At 41.4% G+C, this 19,168-nt stretch carries 16 protein-coding genes and 3 pseudogenes; 9 read left to right on the top strand and 10 right to left on the bottom strand.

The window, feature by feature from the left end; translation table 11 throughout:
• Window positions 1-232 precede the first annotated feature (232 nt).
• On the top strand, window positions 233-409 hold the full coding sequence (locus tag NSTCB13_RS09285; RefSeq protein ID WP_448272097.1) for a hypothetical protein: 177 nt from the start codon (window positions 233-235) through the stop codon (window positions 407-409).
• Between the two features lie 106 nt (window positions 410-515).
• Here NSTCB13_RS09285 and NSTCB13_RS09280 read toward each other — a convergent pair.
• Window positions 516-1,296: pseudogene (locus NSTCB13_RS09280) on the bottom strand (DUF3120 domain-containing protein).
• Window positions 1,297-1,733: 437 nt separating this feature from the next.
• Between NSTCB13_RS09280 and NSTCB13_RS09275 the strand changes: the two are divergent.
• The 8 genes and pseudogenes from NSTCB13_RS09275 (at window position 1,734) to NSTCB13_RS09240 (ending at window position 12,649) form a co-directional block, all read left to right on the top strand.
• Window positions 1,734-2,558 carry an undecaprenyl-diphosphate phosphatase gene (locus tag NSTCB13_RS09275; RefSeq protein ID WP_448272096.1) on the top strand — a complete coding sequence of 275 codons (825 nt, stop codon included), beginning with the start codon at window positions 1,734-1,736 and terminating at the stop codon, window positions 2,556-2,558.
• Between the two features lie 235 nt (window positions 2,559-2,793).
• A pseudogene (locus NSTCB13_RS09270) lies at window positions 2,794-4,120 on the top strand (TIGR03279 family radical SAM protein).
• A 577-nt stretch (window positions 4,121-4,697) separates the two neighbouring features.
• Entirely contained in the window at window positions 4,698-7,574 is a 2,877-nt protein-coding gene (locus NSTCB13_RS09265; protein ID WP_448273162.1) for a family 10 glycosylhydrolase, read from the top strand.
• A 553-nt stretch (window positions 7,575-8,127) separates the two neighbouring features.
• A complete protein-coding gene (locus NSTCB13_RS09260) occupies window positions 8,128-8,325 on the top strand; it encodes a hypothetical protein (protein ID WP_448272095.1) in 198 nt (65 codons plus the stop codon).
• On the top strand, window positions 8,309-9,052 hold the full coding sequence (locus NSTCB13_RS09255) for a hypothetical protein (protein WP_448272094.1): 744 nt from the start codon (window positions 8,309-8,311) through the stop codon (window positions 9,050-9,052). The genes NSTCB13_RS09260 and NSTCB13_RS09255 overlap by 17 nt, the downstream gene beginning before the upstream one ends.
• Window positions 9,053-9,106: 54 nt before the next feature.
• The gene (locus tag NSTCB13_RS09250) at window positions 9,107-10,318 is read left to right on the top strand and encodes an EAL domain-containing response regulator (RefSeq protein WP_445629308.1); all 1,212 of its coding nucleotides are present in this window, start codon (window positions 9,107-9,109) and stop codon (window positions 10,316-10,318) included.
• 394 nt (window positions 10,319-10,712) lie between these two features.
• A pseudogene (locus NSTCB13_RS09245) lies at window positions 10,713-12,057 on the top strand (PQQ-dependent sugar dehydrogenase).
• Window positions 12,058-12,244: 187 nt separating this feature from the next.
• Entirely contained in the window at window positions 12,245-12,649 is a 405-nt protein-coding gene (locus NSTCB13_RS09240; protein ID WP_448272092.1) for a phosphomannose isomerase type II C-terminal cupin domain, read from the top strand.
• A 121-nt stretch (window positions 12,650-12,770) separates the two neighbouring features.
• Here NSTCB13_RS09240 and NSTCB13_RS09235 read toward each other — a convergent pair whose 3' ends face one another.
• The 9 genes from NSTCB13_RS09235 to NSTCB13_RS09195 form a co-directional block, all read right to left on the bottom strand.
• Window positions 12,771-13,529 carry a HEAT repeat domain-containing protein gene (locus tag NSTCB13_RS09235; RefSeq protein ID WP_448272091.1) on the bottom strand — a complete coding sequence of 253 codons (759 nt, stop codon included), beginning with the start codon at window positions 13,527-13,529 and terminating at the stop codon, window positions 12,771-12,773.
• A gap of 174 nt (window positions 13,530-13,703) precedes the next feature.
• The gene (locus NSTCB13_RS09230; protein WP_448272090.1) at window positions 13,704-14,315 is read right to left on the bottom strand and encodes a GNAT family N-acetyltransferase; all 612 of its coding nucleotides are present in this window, start codon (window positions 14,313-14,315) and stop codon (window positions 13,704-13,706) included.
• A 31-nt stretch (window positions 14,316-14,346) separates the two neighbouring features.
• Window positions 14,347-14,535, bottom strand: coding sequence for a hypothetical protein (locus tag NSTCB13_RS09225; RefSeq protein ID WP_448272088.1), 189 nt, complete (start codon window positions 14,533-14,535; stop codon window positions 14,347-14,349).
• A gap of 223 nt (window positions 14,536-14,758) precedes the next feature.
• Window positions 14,759-15,181: an ABC transporter permease gene (locus tag NSTCB13_RS09220; protein ID WP_445629305.1), complete on the bottom strand. Its 423-nt coding sequence runs from the start codon at window positions 15,179-15,181 to the stop codon at window positions 14,759-14,761.
• Window positions 15,166-16,467, bottom strand: coding sequence for an AmpG family muropeptide MFS transporter (locus NSTCB13_RS09215; protein ID WP_445629304.1), 1,302 nt, complete (start codon window positions 16,465-16,467; stop codon window positions 15,166-15,168). The genes NSTCB13_RS09220 and NSTCB13_RS09215 overlap by 16 nt, the downstream gene beginning before the upstream one ends.
• A 143-nt stretch (window positions 16,468-16,610) precedes the next feature.
• Complete coding sequence (locus tag NSTCB13_RS09210; RefSeq protein WP_448272086.1) at window positions 16,611-18,068, bottom strand: DNA phosphorothioation-associated putative methyltransferase; 1,458 nt, start codon at window positions 18,066-18,068, stop codon at window positions 16,611-16,613.
• Window positions 18,069-18,119: 51 nt separating this feature from the next.
• Window positions 18,120-18,506, bottom strand: a complete 387-nt coding sequence (gene dndE, locus NSTCB13_RS09205) for a DNA sulfur modification protein DndE (protein ID WP_392535149.1) — start codon at window positions 18,504-18,506, stop codon at window positions 18,120-18,122.
• A gap of 30 nt (window positions 18,507-18,536) precedes the next feature.
• On the bottom strand, window positions 18,537-18,884 hold the full coding sequence (locus tag NSTCB13_RS09200; protein WP_445629301.1) for a type II toxin-antitoxin system PemK/MazF family toxin: 348 nt from the start codon (window positions 18,882-18,884) through the stop codon (window positions 18,537-18,539).
• Window positions 18,881-19,132: a hypothetical protein gene (locus NSTCB13_RS09195; protein WP_445629300.1), complete on the bottom strand. Its 252-nt coding sequence runs from the start codon at window positions 19,130-19,132 to the stop codon at window positions 18,881-18,883. The genes NSTCB13_RS09200 and NSTCB13_RS09195 overlap by 4 nt, the downstream gene beginning before the upstream one ends.
• Window positions 19,133-19,168 lie beyond the last annotated feature (36 nt).

Raw genomic sequence — 19,168 nt, 5'->3', positions numbered from 1 at the left:
CAGAAATAAAAGTTTTAAGCTAACAACAGTTATTAGTCATTAGTCATTGGTCATTGGTCATTGGTCAGGGACAAAGGACAACTGACAAAGGACAAAGGACAAAAGCTGATAGCTTAGTCAACACAGCAGTCATCAGAAACTAATATACAGCGTATTAATATCCACAATATTTACCGTTACTGGGTTTGACTATACTTTCGCCACAAATTTTCATCGTGGAAAGAGTGCCTGGATGGCTGCAATAGCCTTACATCCACGATTCCAGCAGTATTCTCTGCTGGACGAAATCTTTTCGGAGTGGCTGATTCTACCTTTAAAGCAGACACAAAACTGCACGATTTTTAAGAGCGAAAACTTTGCCAAAAAAGACTTGATGCCGAGCGATTTTTATGTAATATTTCTTAACTAATTAATCATCTACAGCATCATTTTTGATGTGCCGTAGATTGGGCTGGGAAAAGTTTCAGTCAGAGAAGCCCACACGCTTATTGGAAGATCGGTGTCACTTGCCTTGTTCACGCTGCGATCGCAGCTAACAAAAATAAGCTGTCTACCAAAATTGTGCTTAAAACTGCTCCACCAAAGGCATACCAGTGTCTTTGATTTCGACCTAAAGCTAAAATTCCTACCGTTAATAGCACTACGGCGAGAATTATCGCCCAAGTTTGTCCCCAAGGTGCTTGTACTTGTATGAGAGCATTTTGTAAGATTTGCGGTACTACATCTGCATCTACTCTCATGATTTGCCGCCAATAGGGCATCAAATCTACTATATAAAAATATACGTCGGTTAAAACTGTACCGAGTAAAGAACCTAAATAAAACCAGTTACCTACCTTGCCCCAATTCTTCGCCAGACACCAGCAAGCAAACGGTAAACCGATAAATTCCACCGGCAGATGCCATAAAGGTTCCCAACGTAACCAACCCCAGTAAATCGCTCCTGCTAACCAACTCCAGCTAAACCCCAAGAGCAAATCGCCCCAGACGTAAGTTGCAGGGACGTGACATTAAGGCAAAACTGAGCCACACCCAAAATCCTGTCAGCGCTAAACTCAGACTTGGTAGCGATCGCACAATCGGCGCTTCTATAAATACTGGCACTGTTACCAAAAACACCGCTGCTGCAAACACTAACCAAGTTTGTCGGGTAGAAGTAGATAAGGGTAAAGAGGGAGAAAGGGAAAGTGTAGATTCCAATTGTCTGATACCATTTTGCGCGGTCTCAGCTAAATCCAACTCAGTATCAATAGAAGGAGTAGAAACGCTGTAGGAAGACAATGTATTATTAATCAAAGTTTTTAATATTTGTTACTAAACTTTATTTTACTTAAGATATCACATTTTCAAATCCCCCCCTGGGGCATTGTAATTATACTGGAATTTCCACAAACGCTGGTGCAAACCAAACAAAACATTCTGCGCCAAGGGAATCCATTCAAGTTCCACTATGTACAGAACTCTTCTGTAGTCCCTTATTTACAAGGAACTACAGAGAGGTGAAAAGTCAGCTGCTATGAGTCTGTTAAATATTAAAATTTGATGAATTTTTCAAATTGCGTTGACTTATTGAGGTGGGTGTAAGAACATAGTCAGCGTCTTCGATGATGTTTTCGATCGGTAAAATTGAGTTTTCTACAAGATTAGGTGCAATAGAGAGTATATAAAGCAACATCATCAGCTAAAAAATGTTCATCACGATCTCTATCACACGAAAAAGGTATTAATTGTATATGGAGTTTATTCAAGCTTTTATTTTAGGTATTGTTCAAGGGATTACAGAGTTCTTACCAATCAGCAGCACTGCACATCTGATAATTTTTACCAAGATATTTGGTTGGAAAGAACTAGGTTCTAAAGATTTTGTTGACGCAATTCAATTTGGCAGCGTTATCGCAATTGTGGGGTATTTTTGGTCGCTGATTTCTAATATTCTCAAAGGTGGAATCGAAGCATTAAAAGCCAAAGACTGGCAACGTGAAGAGTGGAAAATCCTTGTCGGTATTGTAATAGGAACAATGCCTGCTTTAATTTTCGGCTTTTTTTTGAAAGACGTTATACCAGAAAGTGCATTAATTATTGCCATAATGTCAATTATCATGGCACTTTTACTAGCTTTGGCAGAAAAAATTGGCACTCGTAAGCGCGGTTTTGAGTCATTGCAGATTCAAGATGGTATTTTGGTTGGATTGGGACAAACACTTGCCTTGATTCCGGGCGTTTCTCGTTCTGGTTCGACGTTGACAACTGCCTTATTTTTAGGATTAGAACGCGCTACAGCAGCAAAATTCTCATTTTTGTTAGGGTTTCCAACTCTTACAATTGCGACGCTGTATAAAAGCTTGAAAATATTCAAGTTGTTTCAAGCTCACCAGTTGCCAGATAACATAGTTGCACTGTTAATTGTAGGAATTATTTCAACCTTGATTTTTTCCTACCTATCAATTGCATTTTTGATCAAATACTTAGCAACCAAAAACACTCTGATCTTCGTATGGTATAGATTAGCATTCGGTAGTGCAATCTTACTAGCGATCGCAGCAGGTTGGAAAGGATAATATTCATTAGTCATTAGTCATTAGTCATTTGTCCTTTGTTCAAAGCAAATGACTATAGCGACTGCTTGTTTGTATGTAATACAATCTAACCTCACTTCCATTCCTCTCTCCTACAAGGAGAGAGGCTTTGAATTTTACTCCCTAACGCTAGTAGGGAAAGGGCTGTTCTTGTTAGGTCTGTATTAGACTCAACTCAGAAACGCTATAATGCCCAATGCCCAATGCCCTATGCACCATGACTACCATTCATCCTGCTCGAATTACCAAGGTTCTTCCAGACTCAATAGCCGCAGAGATTGGTTTTGAAGTTGGGGATGCGATTGTTGCAATCAATGGTACACGTCCCCGCGATTTAATTGATTATCAGTTTTTGTGTGCTGATGAAGTCTTAGAATTAGAAGTTTTAGACGCTACTGGTAAAACTCACAGCCTGGAAATCGAAAAAGATTATGACCAAGACTTGGGGCTAGAATTTGAAACTGCCCTATTTGATGGCTTAATTCAGTGTAATAACCGCTGTCCTTTTTGCTTTATCGACCAACAACCACCAGGTAAGCGCACCAGCTTGTACTTTAAAGACGACGATTACCGCTTAAGCTTTTTGTACGGCTCTTATCTTACCCTGACCAATTTGCCAGAAAGAGAATGGCAGCGAATTGAACAAATGCGCTTATCTCCATTGTATGTTTCTGTTCATGCCACGGAGCCGGAAGTTAGAATTAGACTCTTGAAAAATCCTCGTGCGGGACAAATCTTACAACAACTCAAGTGGTTTCAAAAAAGACGGCTACAAGTTCATGCTCAAGTAGTTGTTTGTCCCTGGTATAAATGATGGCGAACATTTGGAGCAAACCCTAAAAGACTTAGCATCCTTTCATACTGGTGAAGTGCCTACGGTGGCGTCGGTGGCAGTTGTGCCAGTTGGATTGACAAGGTTTCGGCCTCCAGAAGACGAACTTACACCCGTAACCAGAGAAAAAGCGAAAGAAGTGATTTCTCAAGTGCAAATACTTTCGCAACAATTTCGCCAAAAGTTTTCCTCTAACGTTGCTTGGTTAGCTGATGAGTGGTTTTTGATTGCAGGTAAGGAATTACCGACCGAATCTGAATATGAAGAGTATCCCCAAATCGATAATGGTGTTGGTTCAATTCAGTTGTTTATCAAGCAATTTGCAGCCGCGGCAACAGAATTACTACCGTCAAAAGTTTATCCTCAGAGAAAATTAACTTGGGTAGTAGGCAACGCAGTAGAAAACGCTTTTAAACCTATCTTGAAACGGTTAAATTCTGTTGAAGGATTAAAAGTAAATATGCGTGCTTTATGTAGTGATTATTGGGGACAGAGTATTACTGTCACAGGATTACTAACGGGTCATGATTTGCTGTTGAACTTACAAGGGCAAGATTTGGGAGACGGAATTTTACTACCAAATGTAATGCTCAAACATGGTGAATTGGTATTTTTAGATGATATGAGTATTGAAGAATTAGCCTGCAAACTTGAGACAAAAATTTTACCAGTAGGAGGAGTAGAAGATTTAATTAAGACCTGTATTATTTAAGCTGTTTTTGTTAGCTCTTTAGTCTATAGCAGTTCCCAGGTGGATGAAGTACATATCAAAATTTCACCCCCGATCCCTATTCTTTTCAAAAAAATAGTTTGGGGTTATCTATGGTAAATATTTTTGGAATAGGGTTTTTTATTTCCCTTTTCCTCTATCCCCTAAACTCCGACAAGTATTGAAAGTGATATTTATTATTTGAGGTTGAAATGAAAAATCTCTGCAATTACACAAAAGCGCGTGGAAATTGGAAAATGCAAAATTTTCTAAACAACTAGTTACTAATGAAATTAAATTCACAATGTAATAACTAACAATTTCTATATATCGTCTTGGCAAGTTGAGTATCCATCTTGGCATTTTTAACTACTTTTGATAGGCTAGATTGATGAAGGTAATTCACTAAGTACTCTTTGAAAAGCTTATAGGAATTTTATTTTATTTTTGCAAAGTAAAAGATTAGCTCACTTAATCCAAGTGAGAATCTCAGTAAACTTACTAGGATCGAGTTCAAATCCTATATTGTGTACTAATGAATTATGACTAATAACTAAATTAAAAATGAAGTGAGGAGTCACTGGTGAATTATCAGGAAAACCAAAAAGATATAAGTTTAAAAATAAAAGAAGCTAGAAAATTATTTATTTTAAGTTGTGAAATTGTAGTTTTAAATTTTTTGAGTATTTTGCCAGTAACGGCGGCGACTGAAGAACCCGTATTAAGCGTAGTTTATGGACAAGAAAATGCAAATCAATGGAGAGGGATAAGCGATCGCTTAGAGACAATAGGGGTGAAATATTGTGTAATTTCCCTAAATGATGTTAGGAGTGGGGCAGATTGGGGCGAGCGCCGCGTATTATTTTTGCCAAACGTCGAAACATTAACACCAACTCAAGCGATCGCTCTAGAAGACTGGATGAGTAAGGGAGGGCGTTTGATTGCTAGTGGGCCTGTAGGTAGTTTGTCATCGCCAGGAGTGCGGCAATTATTGCGATCGCTCTTGGGAGGTTATTGGGGATTCAGCCTTAGTGACACAGAACAGATTCAAGCTGCAAAAACCAAGATACCAGAATGGGCAAATCAAACTGGACTATTTGGTAAAGTGCGCGGCGGCGTTGTGATTCCTAATGATATGGGCGCTGAATCTCCTGCTGTTTGGAATTCCAAAGATAGTCCGGCCGCAGTCGTAACAACTGAGCGTTCCACCTTTTTGGGCTGGCGCTGGGGAACAGATACAGCCTCCGCAGCCGAGTTGGATAATGCCTGGTTAAAAACTACTATCAATCACTATTTGACAGCACTAGCGCCATCAAATCGCACCAAAAAAATACCAGGAGGTTCCCAAAGCTGCTCTACGACTGTGGCGGCTGCGCCCTTAGTGCAGGAGAGCAGAGGGGCAGGGGGGCAGGGGGGCAGCACTTCTCTGCGAGACGCTCCGCGAACGACTACGCTCAGTGACCGGGGGGCAGGGGGGCAAGGGGGTAGTTCATCTCCCTCATCTCCCTCATTCATTCCTCCTAAAACTGCCACTGCTCCTATACCTAGACCGCTGCCTATGGTCAAACCCCCAAGTTCTCAGGAGGCTATTGACCAATTAGAACAAGCGGTGCGTTTGGATGTTGCACCCAACTCCAATGAGCCGATCGATCGCAAGCAAGCGATCGCTCTCCAGCAAGAACTAGAAAATCTGATTGGTCGGGTGGAAAGCGCTCATTTAGCGGTGTTAGCTGATGCGGCTAATGTTGGCGAAACAATATCTGAAAGTGAGGGGAAACAGTTTTCTAGGCATTTGAACACCCCCCAGTCTGTCAAAGAACAGCCAATACAATTAGCCTCAACCAAACTGGGGGCGCTAGCCATAAGTAAAGACCAAGCCTTAGCACAAGCAAGGTTAATTGCCAAAAATTTACCCCAATTGATTGCTCAAAAAAACTACGCTTTGGCTCGTCAGCAATGGCTGGCCGCTAAAACAACTTTGTGGCAACAGTTTCCTGTCGATCGGAAACTAGCTCAACCAGAAATTCGCGCAGTTTGGTTAGATCGGGGGACGATTGTTCGCGCTGGTAGTAAGGCGGGACTGGCACAGATTTTTGATCGCCTCGCTCAAGCCGGGATTAATACCGTCTTTTTTGAAACTGTTAATGCTGGCTATCCAATTTATCCCAGCCAAATCGCAAAAGAGCAAAACCCATTAATTCGTGGGTGGAACCCACTAGAAGAAGCAGTGAAACTAGCCCATGAGCGAGATATGGAATTACACGCTTGGGTGTGGACTTTTGCTGCTGGCAATCAACGCCATAATGAAATTCTCAACCTTAATCCTAATTATCCAGGGCCAGTTCTGGCGGCTCATCCCGATTGGGCAAACTACGATAATCTAGGCAACATGATTCCCGTTGGGCAGACTAAGCCATTCTTCGATCCAGCCAACCCCGAAGTGCGGCAATACTTGCTCAAGCTGTATGAGGAAATTGTCACTAAATATAAGGTGGATGGTTTACAGCTAGACTACATTCGCTACCCTTTCCAAGATCCATCAGCAGGTCGAACTTATGGCTATGGGAAAGCTGCAAGAGCGCAATTTCAGAAACTTACTGGTGTAGATCCAGTGAATATTTCTCCTAGCCAAACAGATTTGTGGCAAAAATGGACAAAATTTCGCACCGATCAAGTTGATAGCTTTGTCGCTCAACTATCACAGCAGTTGCGACAAAAGCAACCGAATTTGATTTTGTCGGTTGCAGTATTTCCTTTGCCAGAACTAGAACGGATTCAGAAAATTCAACAAAATTGGGAAACTTGGGCAAAACAGGGGGATGTAGATTTAATTGTTCCCATGACTTATGCTCTTGATACTTCTCGGTTTCAACGACTGGCGCAACCCTGGATTGCCTCTAAACAATTGGGAGCTACCTTGTTGGTGCCGGGAATTCGCTTACTTTCTTTGCCAACCATCGGGGCATTCGATCAACTCCAGTTGGTAAGAGACTTGCCAGTTAGTGGTTATGCACTATTTGCAGTAGAAAATTTTAGCAACGATCTCCAAAAACTCTTTAGTAACACCCAAGGTAGAATTCAATCTACAACAAGTGAACCGATTCCTCTCCATCAGCCTTTTCAAACTGCCGCCATCCGTTACACCGCGCTACAACGGGAATGGAAAGTTGTTTTCCAAAATGACCAACGACCAAGACCATCTCAGAAACTTTCAGATTTTAACAACCAGGCAGAAGTTTTACGCAGTGCTTTAAATCAGCTTGCCGCTTCCCCTTCTGCTAGTAAGTTACTCGTGGCGAAAGCCTCTCTAACTCGGTTCCAGTCTCAATTTCGGGTATTGATGAGCCAAGAAATTAAGTCCAATTCCTATCAAGTCAAAGTTTGGGAAAATCGGCTCGTAACTATAGAAAGGCTATTACGTTATGGCGAACGGCGGGTGCAATTACGTCCTTTGTGAAGAGGTAGAGGGGCTTTCTAGCAGGGGAGTAGCACTTCTCTACGAGACGCTGCGCGTAGCTTGCTTCCACGAAGTGGTACGACTCATTTCGGCTACGCGGTAGTTGAGCGTAGTCGAAACTCAATGACCAACGCTCAGTGACCGGGGAGCAGAGGAGCAGAGGAGGATAATTAATGACAAATGACAAATGCCCAACTAGCTGGATACAAGCTAGTTTGTAATTCTTAACACACTTTTTGTAGTGTTTGTATCCCAAAAATTACTAGTTGATTAGCGTCAAAATATTGGAAAATACTTAGATAAGTGGTTTTAGATAACTATTATTTGATGATAGCTATCGTGAAAATCTATGCAAGCCTGACCTCAGCTCATCAGCCTACAAAGCTTAGAGTTAAAAATTGACTGTTTGCTCCTGATGCTTGTGTTAAAAACATCACTATTAAAGTAGATGCTATTTCTACAACGAGCTACGCTTACGCACTGATGTAGCACGGGGTAAAAGTATCTTGTTTTTTCATTTTCGCAAGTAGTAGGGTACTTCACCAAGCATGATATGGTACTGTTTGTAGCTTCTGAAACTAGCTTGAAAACAACCAATACTCTTGAGGTTATGCATACCTTAGTCATGACATTGAACGTGTCATATTTTGTGAAGATAGTCTCAGTGTTATCACGTGTACATCAGCAACAGTTGGAACTACTGCTAGTTGTGGATAACCAAGATAATATTACTCGTGAAAGTATCTATTAAACACTGGCACAAAAAACAGAGAAAACTAGAGGTAATGTTTAGTATTGGTTCTTTTGAGGTAGAACATCAGATTTTCATTAAGAGACAATTGCTCAAGTCCCAATGGTTACCAGCACGCGTTATAGTACGTAAAGCTACGACAGGCAAATACACTCACTTCATTGAAGTTTATGAAGAAGATTTGGACTTTTACCGTAAGTCTAATAGGGTCATCCAGACGAATATGCCCAAATATCACATAATCATGACTGAAATGTCGAATGATGTCTTGATTATCGGTCAGTTAGAAGTGGGAAAATTAGAGTATAGAACAACATCGTTCAATTTGTTTGAATATAGCCGACAATTGCCAGAACAAATGCAGATGAATCTGGGCTATCGGCGCTTGATTTTTTTCATCAGTCAATATAATTTTGTAACCTGCTGCATCAATGAAAAACTCTTGGCACATATCTTGACTAACTTTTTTTCAAGTTATATTAGATTTTTTTCTGATGATAGCACTTTCAAGTTGAATTTACTTAGCCAAGATAGACAAATCGTGTTTGACATTCAAGATTGGCAAATTTGTATTTTCCCAGAAGACATAGTAAATATTTTTAAATCATTTTATCAGGCTAGCAATGGTGTTAATATACTAAATGCTAGATTAAAAATGGCAATTTTAAAAAAATGTAGAGATATCTACCCATTTAAAATACTTAATTATAAAGTTCATTTTTTGTAACAAGTATTGCTGGATAATGTCGGGAAATAATAAAATAGAAAGATGAGGTAATTTATGCCCAAAATCTTAATAATAGAAGATGAAGAAGCAGTCCGTGAAAACATTTTAGATTTGCTAGAAGCTGAGGATTTTGAAACTATTGCTGCGGCTAATGGCAGAATCGGGGTAAGTTTGGCTATCTCCGAAGTTCCCGATTTAATTCTTTGTGATATGATGATGCCAGAAATTGACGGTTATGGCGTGCTAACAGCATTACGTCAAGAACCATCTACGGCAACCATTCCCTTCATTTTTCTCACTGCCAAATCTGCTAAATCTGACTTCCGTCAAGGTATGGATATGGGTGCAGATGACTATATAACTAAGCCATTCACTCGAGCTGAGTTATTAAGTGCCATTATGAACAGGTTGGAAAAATACGCTACTTTAAAAAGGTATTTATCTTCTCAGACTGTCATTAATAACTTGTCTCCAAAAATGCAGTTGTTAGAAATTAGCTTACACCGAGCTATAAAACAACATAATTTTCAAGAATTTGAAATTTATTATCAACCAATAGTCGATATTACATCTGGAAAAATAGTAGGAGCTGAAAGTTTATTGCGCTGGCAAAGTCCAGAGTTAGGAATGATTTACCCAACAGAATTTATTCCTTTAGCAGAGTCTACAGGTTTAATTGTTCCGATTGGGAAATGGGTATTAAAAAGGGTATGCCAACAAATTAAAAGCTGGCGTGATGCTGGAATTGATTCATTGATTGTTGCTGTAAATCTGTCAGCAATTGAATTTAATCAGCCAGATTTTATTCATAATGTAGTTAATTTTATATCCGTGAATAATCTAGAACCACATGACCTAGAACTAGAACTCACTGAAAGTATGATTATGCAAGATGTCAATAGTGCGATCGCTACTATGAGTAAATTGCAATCCTTGGGTATAAAAATTGCGATCGATGATTTTGGTACGGGTTACTCTTCTTTGATTTATCTGAAAAACTTACCAATTAATACATTAAAAATAGATCGTTATTTTATCCATAATGTTGCTAATGATTCGCAAAAGTCAGCCATCGCTAAGGCATTAATTCAGATGGCTCATAATCTCAATCTAGGTGTAGTAGCTGAAGGTGTAGAAACAGAAGCAGAACTAGGTTTTTTACGCCAACACAAATGTAACTCTATGCAAGGTTTTCTATTTAGTCGTCCCTTACCAGCAGCAGAATTTGAAAATTTTTTGTTCACTAACAAATGTTTGTATGTGTAAATATTGAACATTGGGCGAAACAGTTCCGAGTTCCAAGTTATGAGTTCCGAGTAAATAAGTGAGATTCACAACTCAGCACAGGCTAAACCTTAGCTATCCGCTAACAGCACGGGCTAAATGCCGAGCTATCGCTAACAGCACTCCTGAAGGGCATTGAGCATTGGGAATAGAATTTAGTCACTAGTACGCCACAACTTAAATAGAGCAATCATTTAAAATCTCTAAAAAGACTATTCCATAATACTTTTGACTTTTGACTTTTGCCTTGCGGTACTAGTACTTTATTTTTGAATTGTTAATAGGTTGATTAACTAAAAAAAATCAAACTTTTGACTGGCGACAATTATTAAGCCTCAAGTCTAGAGTAAGAACATTGTGTATAGTGTCTACCACCATGAAAGTTCCTGCGCGTTTTTTGCTGCCTGTTTTTTTAATGATTTTGGCAGCAGCCTGTAACCAGACTCGCGCTAACTCAGATAATCCTACACCTCAAAAATCTATACCTTCTGCCCAACTGACACAGAGTCATACACAGCCAAAAAATATTGTCCGTACTGAAGCACTTTCACCTACACCCATCCGAATCAATCTGAAGAATTTACCAGCACCCTTCGCAACCGAAAGCGCCTCGAAGCGGCCTGAGGTTGTGCCCATTCCCCAAAATCCGGTGCTGCGCGTACCACCAGACTTCACAGTAAACGTCTTTGCCGAAGGTTTAGATGCCCCACGCTGGCTAGCTTTAACCCCCAATGGTGATGTTTTAGTGACTGAAACCGGGCAAAATCGCATTCGTTTGTTGCGTGACAGCAACGGCGATGGCGTAGCTGACGTTCGAGAAACCTTTGCTAGTCGGGACAACGGACTCAATAGACCCCTTTGGGATGGCTTTTGCAGGTAATTCCTTTTTTCTGGGTAATACAGATGCTGTGGTGCGTTTTCCCTACACTCAAGATCAAAACAAAATTACAGGTAAAGGGGAAAAAATTGCCGATTTGCCCGCTCAAGGTTATAACAACCATTGGACGCGCAATGTCGTTGTCTCGCCCGATCGCAATAAATTATATATTTCAGTTGGATCGGGAACCAATGTAGATGAGGAACCCCTACCACGGGCTTCGATACAAGTGATGAATTTAGATGGTTCCCAGCAGCAAACTTTCGCTTCCGGCTTGCGTAACCCTGTTGGTTTAGACTTTCATCCTGTAACTAAGGAACTTTATACCACTGTTAACGAACGGGATGGAATTGGTGATGATTTGGTGCCAGACTATCTGACACGCGTTAAACAGGGAGCATTTTACGGCTGGCCCTATGCTTATCTAACACCAAACAACCTCGATCCGCGGCAAAAGACGGGTGACAAAAGTAAACGTCCTGATTTAGTAGCCCGGACTCAAACGCCAGATGTACTGTTCCAAGCGCACTCCGCAGCATTGGGTTTGCAGTTTTATGATGGTAAAACGTTTCCCAAAAAATACCAGAACGGTGCTTTTGCTGCTTTTCGTGGTTCTTGGAATCGCGATCGCGGCACTGGTTATAAAATTGTATTTGTTCCCTTCGATGCTAAAGGGCGATCGCTTGGCTACTACGAAGACTTTCTCACAGGATTTTTGCTAAATCCTTCTGTACCAACCACTTGGGGACGACCTGTAGGTTTACTCGTATTGCCAGATGGCAGTTTACTACTAACAGAAGAAGCCAATAATCGGATTTATCGGATTCAGTATACGGGGAAGTGAACAATTCACGCCTTCAAACATTTAAAAATTCACGGATAGAATCTGTTGCCTCAAGTAAAGTTAGAGCAGTTGTTATCAATAGAGACGTTGTGAAGAGATGTTGTGACTGCATCTCCCTACCCAGGTTTATCTCGTTTACGGTAAATTACTGATAAATACTAATACTTATCTGGTTGAGAAATTAATTATGACTCCCAATGAAAATAATACTCAGTCAAATATCAACGAATTGTCTCCACATTCAGGTACACGATATTGGGGTGAGGTAGAGGTAATCGAGGAGGGAGAAACCTATAGAATTAGCCGTGTGGAAATCAAGCCCAGGCATGGCATTAAACCACAAATTCATTATCACCGCAACGAACATTGGGTTGTAGTTTCCGGCGTGGCGAAGGTGACTTGTGGCGATGCGGAAATATTACTGAATCGAAACGAATCAACTTATGTCCCGGCTGCAACACTACATAAGGTAGATAATCCTGGGCATATTCCGCTAGTTATTCTGGAAATTCAAAATGGTGAATATTTGGGTGAGGATGATACTGAGCGCCCTTATGACTTAAATTTGGTCAAACCTGTAGCTGAAGGTTAGAGAGTGCTGAGTGCTGAGTGCTGAGTGCTGAGTTGGGAGTTAGGAGTTAGGAGTTAGGAGTTAGGATTTAAGTGATTAATGCCCAATGCCCAATGCTCCATGCCCTATGCCTAATACCCAATCAAAACCACCCTTCTTGTTCCAGAGTTTCAATCAGCTGCAAGCCACGGGGATCGCCCACTCCTAACAGTGAGGCTTTGGCGTCTTCTCGGACTCCCAAATCTTGGTCTTCGGCAAAGGCTTGAATTAAGGCATCGATCGCTGTGGCATAAACTACATTAGAAGGCAATTCGCGGCACAGTTGACCAATTGCCCAAGCACTGTTACTTCGCACTGCTGCTACGGGATCTTGGACTAAGGCTTCGATTAATGGTGGTATTGCGCCTATCACTGCTTCATAACCCACTTCTGCCATTTGTGCTAAGGCGCTAGCAGCCCACAAACGCACTGCGGAAATGTCGGTTCTGAGGGCGTTTGCTAAAGGTGGTAAAGAACGGCGATCGCGACAGTTTCCTAAAGCCCAAACAACACCTTTACGTACATAGCCATTCCAATCATTGTTTAGTTGAGCAATTAACGGACTTACTGCTTCTAAACTGGGATTGCGTCCGAGGCCATAAGCTGCACTTACTCGGACTAAGGGACAGGTATCAGTTAATAGGCGAATCAGATGGGGGGTAGCACGCGCATCTTCTATATCACAAAAAGCACGTGCCGCTAACATTCTTTGCTGGGGCTGGGGATTTTCCAGCAAGGCTAGCATCACTTCTGGATCGGGCTTTGCCACAACTGATTCGGCAGTTAGCGGCTCTATTTTATCTAAGGGGCTTTCTAGCTCCTCCTCAATATCGAGTAGGCTTAGATCGTCTTCGTCATACATAATTTAATTTCAATCCCGAAAAGGGATTAACACATAATCCCCCGTGCTAATAAGTTAAAGCTTTATATATATTAGTTGGGTTCTTATACATTTTCCTTTCTTCCTCGTTGAGTTTTATCCAAACGAGAACCTCTATAACTTAGACGCTACAGTATATTATCGCTATCCTTGAGTTTATTTTTCTGCACTCAGGAATTTTACCATCCATAGGGATTGGGTTTGATAACCTAACTGATTGTAAAGATTCAATGCCGGTTTGTTTGATTGAAATACTTGCAAGCCAATTTGGCGATCGCCTCTTTGAATAGCCCAATTTTCCACATATTGCATTAAAGCTGTACCAATACCCCGCCGCCGATGTTCTGGTACAACGTAGAGGATAAAGATATGAGCATGACGGTTCCCATGTACTTGGTCTATGGCATTACCCACCCAAAGGCAAGCAATGGGGAATTGGGAACTTGTACTGAGCGTACCCCTGCGGGGAAGCAAGCTACGCGCAGCGTCTCGTAGAGAAGCCGAAGTATTGGGAATTGGAAATTGAGTATAGTTATTCTCCTTGTCCCCTTGTCCCCTTGTCCCCTTGTCCCCCTGCTCCCCCTCCTCTTCTACCCACCACAAGGGCGTATCGCTAGAAAAGTATTGCTTAACTGTTTGCTCTAGGTGTGAAAAATCCTCGTTGGGAAAGAGATCCTGGTAAGTTCGCTGCATGAATTTGAGCAGCAGCGATCGCTCCAAAAGGGAGCCACGGCGAATAATATATCCAGGTAATAGTTGCTCAGACACTACTGATTTTTACTGATATTTATTGACTTAGCTAGCTCGCGTTAGGTGCTGCTGGAGGTAAATCAGTTGGAGTAGGTTGAGAAGTTACCTCTACCTCTTCAATTGGTGCGGGTGCTGCCATATCGGACGGTAAAAATATCCGGGCGCTGACTGCCACTAGAGCAAAAACAAATACCAGTACTACAAGCAGTGGAGCGATGTATTGACGAAAAATAGCCATATTTTAATTGCAAGAAGCTAGGAACTTTTATGAGAACCTAGCTAAAGATTTGTGAAGTATTCTTGATTTATTTTAGCAATTTTCTGTGCATGGGAATTGGGCATTGGGAAAGAGCAGGCAGAAGTTCTAAAATGTTTGAATGCGTGAATTTTGAATTGATTTCTCCCCTGCTCCCCTGCTCCTCTGCTCCCCGGTCACTGAGCGTAGTCGAAGTGCTGCTCCCCTACTCCCTCTGGCGATCGCTTTCCAAGTCATCAAGTACTCTTTCGCAATACCAATTCTCCGGCATCCCAGGATAAGTCTCTTTTGCCTGTGCAATTAACCGTTCGGCTGCTGCAGTGTCACCAGATAATTTAGCAATTAGCCTGTTTTTGAGATAGCTATCAGATCCACCATCGTCTACCTGGGTTGGTATCCCTTGATTGATGGTTGATGGAGTTGACGGCCGGGATTGTTCTCTTCGCAATTGCCAAAATAAAACGTAATAAAGCGTACCAAAAATTAAAATTAGGCTGAGTGTTCCAAAAAAAGTTAACAGGTTAAATGCTAAAAATCCTAGAACTAACTGCGAGAGAACATAGCCAAGTAATAAACCAGTCAGTAAGAGAATAAATGTGCCGACAGCAATAACTACTTGATTCCCCATATATCCTCTTCTTCGTCGTCAAGTCCTGGTCTGGATAATACTACCACTGGCTTTGAATTCCAAGGGGCAAAGAATGGCAATAATAATAATCCCGGCAAAGCAGCTATTGCTGTCAGTAGAAAGAATGTAGACCAGCCGGTGGTTTGTGCCCATGTACCTGCTGGAGCCGTAAGAATATCTCTACTAAAAGCCTGCAAACTCGAAAGTAAGGCGTACTGTGTAGCTGAAAAGCTTTGGTTACAAAGACTCATCAAAAATGCTACAAAAGCAGCAGTTTCTAAACCAGCACAAAATTGTTCTATATTAACGGCAGCTAACATTAGATAGAAGTTTTTACCTACTACTGCTAACGCAAAGAAAGCCAAGTTCCCGACAGCTTGCAATATGGCGAATATCCACAGCGAACGATTAACACCAATTTTGGTCATTATTGCTCCTGCTGCCAAGGTGCCAACAATGGTGGCGAAAATTCCCAACGCACCAGGAAATGCAATGTCGGTTTGAGTAAAATGTAAACCTTTATCTAACAAAAATGGGGTAGATACATTCTTTAGCAAAGAATCCCCCAACTTGTAAATCACAATGAATACCAAGATTAAAAGTGCTTGTAGCCAGCCATGACGCTGGAAAAATTCAATGAAAGGTAATTTGACGGCGGCGGATAAAGTCTGAGGTGGGCGATCGCGTAGGACTGGTTCTGGTGCAAAAATAGAACTTACTAAGCCCACGAGCATCAACAGCGACATCAACAAGTAAACAGCTTGCCAAGGCATCCTATCTGCCAAAAATAGAGTGACATAACCGGTTACGAGAATGGCAATGCGATAACCTAATAAGTAAATAGATGCTCCAGCACCTCTTTCTTCTACTTCCACTACATCAGTGCGGTAAGCATCAACTAAAATGTCTTGGCTGGCGCTAAAAAAGGCAACGGCCACAGCAGCAATTATTAAAGGTTGTAGCCCTTGGGATGGGTGTTGTAGTCCCATTACAGCTATACCTAGCAGTAATGCTACTTGTGTAATTACCAACCAACCTTTACGTCGCCCCAAAAAAGGCGGTACAAATCTATCTAGTAAAGGCGACCAGAGAAATTTTAAAGAATAGGGCAGCTTTACTAAACTAAAAGCGGCGATCGCTGCCAAGCTAATCCCTTCTTTGGTCAACCAGGCTTGTAATGTCTGACTGGTTAAATATAACGGCAACCCTGATGAGAAGCCAAGAAATAACAAAGCTCCCATCTTCTGGCTGCCAAAAATTCGTAGCAGCGATTTATTTACTTGCACAATCTTGAAGATTCCTTTTTATTTAATTGAATTGCAGTTATCTTGCCATAGCTGCTGTCTAATTTCGTGTAAGCACACAAACCTGCTAAGATTTTCTTTATTTAAGATACATATCAGCAATGCTCTAACATAGTAATTATTCCTTAATTTTCCTTAATCGAATAAACCTGATGCCCTCTGATTTCGACTCTGTGGGCAGCTAGGCATTTTTTCCAACCTTCACGAGTGCCGATGTCGCTTTTGTCCTTGAGCAATCCTAATTCCTGTTCTTGTTGGGTGAGTTTAGCAAATTCTTCGTAACGTGGGTAGTTGCCGATCACAAATGTTTCCTTTCGATGCAAAATCGGCGGATTTGCCCTAGTTTCATAGTCTCGATGAGTTATGGAGAGGGTTTTTAAATCAATACCAATGCTGGCTTTTAATGCCGGATGCGGATCGGTGTCGAATTGGGGGTAAGACAGATAGGATATTTGCGGCTTATCAGTGTGATATTTAATTAATGTGGCTTCATCGACACGCCCAATGGTACGGCTAGCGCAACCTTCACAAATTCGTAGTACTGGGTCAAGTGCTGCAAGTGCCGAAATATGGACGTAAAGCGCACCGCGCGTATGTTTACCAATTTTGCTTTTTTCGCAAGCAGTTTGAATCACCCCAGGTTTACCCAAGCTGAAAAGCTTTTGATCGGCTACAAGGCACGCTTCCTCATAGCTACTAAAAAAGGCTTTGATATCGTGACGCATTTCTGGGGCTAGCTTTTGCCATGCAGGGCGTCGATCGAAGTGGGTCAGCGCGAGATAAACTTGGATATCGAGAGAACGACGATAAGCGATCGCATCCCATTCAGCCTCATCGGTAGCTTGTAAAATTACACCAAAGGCGCGGCGAAAGTTACCAAATTCGCTCAGTAATTCTTGTTCATTTTCCAATTCACCTTTCACAGGTAGTCTACCGCGCTTGGTAAAGAAAGCCATTAAGGGTTGCAGCTGTTCTTGATAGTCTTCAAACCGCTTGGTGGGAATGCGGACTCGCGGTGTAGAGGTAGTAGAAAAAAAGCGGATAGCTTTGTAACTTTCTTTTTCAGCTTCGTCTCGAAAAACAAAGTAAACGCCTAGTGCTATGGGTACTGCATCTACATTTAAAACTTCATCAATATAAGTTTTTAGTTCTTCTTGTTCGTAATATTTCTGAAAAGTATTGCGGCGCGTCACAATGCCATCATTGTAAGCAAGTTGGGTTTTGCTGGGAGCATTGATCAGGATTTGAGCCGCGACAATTAAAACTTTCCCGGTGAGTTCCCAGGCTTGGATCAAGCTTTGACGGCGTTCTTCTGAGTCTTCAATGACGTTGAGGACATAACCCAAGTTGACCACATCAGCGGGGGTGCGTGTTACATCGGGATAGTAGTAAGGGTCCCAGCCTGCGCTGGTGTAACCTAAGTTTTTTACTCGCTGAACATCACCACCGTAGCCGCAACCGTAGTCAAAAAAAGTGGTGTCTTGAGTTAGGATTGCCCATTCTATTGCCAATCGCACGGGGCGAGATATGTCAGTGCGAGCGATCGCAGCTCTATGACGCTCAATTTCTAGCGCTTCAGGCATAATATTATTTGTCAGTTAACAGTGAATAGTTAACAGTCAACTAATATCCTTTCAATTTTTAACCGCCAGTTCAATTAAATCTTCAATTTTCTTGATATTTGGATCGCCTGCTAAGTAGCCAATACCGCGATGCAAATGTAAGCGGAATTGGGTGGCGAGGGTTTCTTTATCGGTGGGATAACCATCGTTGTGACAGCGTTGCTTGAGTGCGAGGAGGAGAATATCGGACATTTCGCCGCCAAAGACGCGCCAAGTCATTTCGACGTTGCTATCTTGGGGAATTGGAACGGGGGAGGGTGCGGTTGCTTCTGCGAGGGAACGACAAAATGCCCAACGGCATAGAATATTCCACTGGTCGATTTTGGTGCTGCGTTTAAGTTTGGTAAGTTGGTCTTTAGCTGTTTGGGAAAGTTTAATTCTTTCGATTGGGGATTCCATAATCTTCCTAAAAATTGAGATAATTTTCGCTCATAAACCCAAACAGTAGCGAACCGCAGTTTCAACTTCAAGCATCTTGGAATCAGAAAGTTTGCCAGATGGATCGGCAGGAAAGCGATTTGGATCTAAAGAACGAATTTGAAAACATAAGAACACTGTTTCTATAAGCAATCCACTGTCACTTGGAGAGACTCGTATATTAGTTGGATAATCACGCTTAATATTTGTTCCTTTCGTACCGACAACTACAGTTACAACCAAAGGTAATTGATTGATAGCATTTATAGATAAAACTAAAACTGGTCTTGTTCCTGCCTGTTCTCGACCCAGCACTGGATTAAGATTGACAAAATAAATTTGTCCCCTCTCGATGCTCACAGATTTTCTAAACCATCCATTTCTGTAATACTAAATTCATTATTTATAGAGGAAATTTCTGCCTGTATATCTAAATCACTAGCCATTGCAGCTAGTTGTTCATTCATATATTTCACATCAGTAAATCTATCTGATATTTGCTTCTTTTCTTCCAATTGTCTTGTGATAAGTTCTAAAACCCATTCTAGTTCTTCTAATGACAAAACACGTAGGTCACGCTCTATTTTTAGTAAATGTGGTGAGTTCATAATTGCTAATCTACTTTTCAAAGGTCGTTATATATA

Source organism: Nostoc sp. DSM 114160 (genome assembly GCF_053470305.1).
Note: the sequence above shows the minus strand (reverse complement) of the source record. Positions and strands in the feature narration are given on the sequence as shown.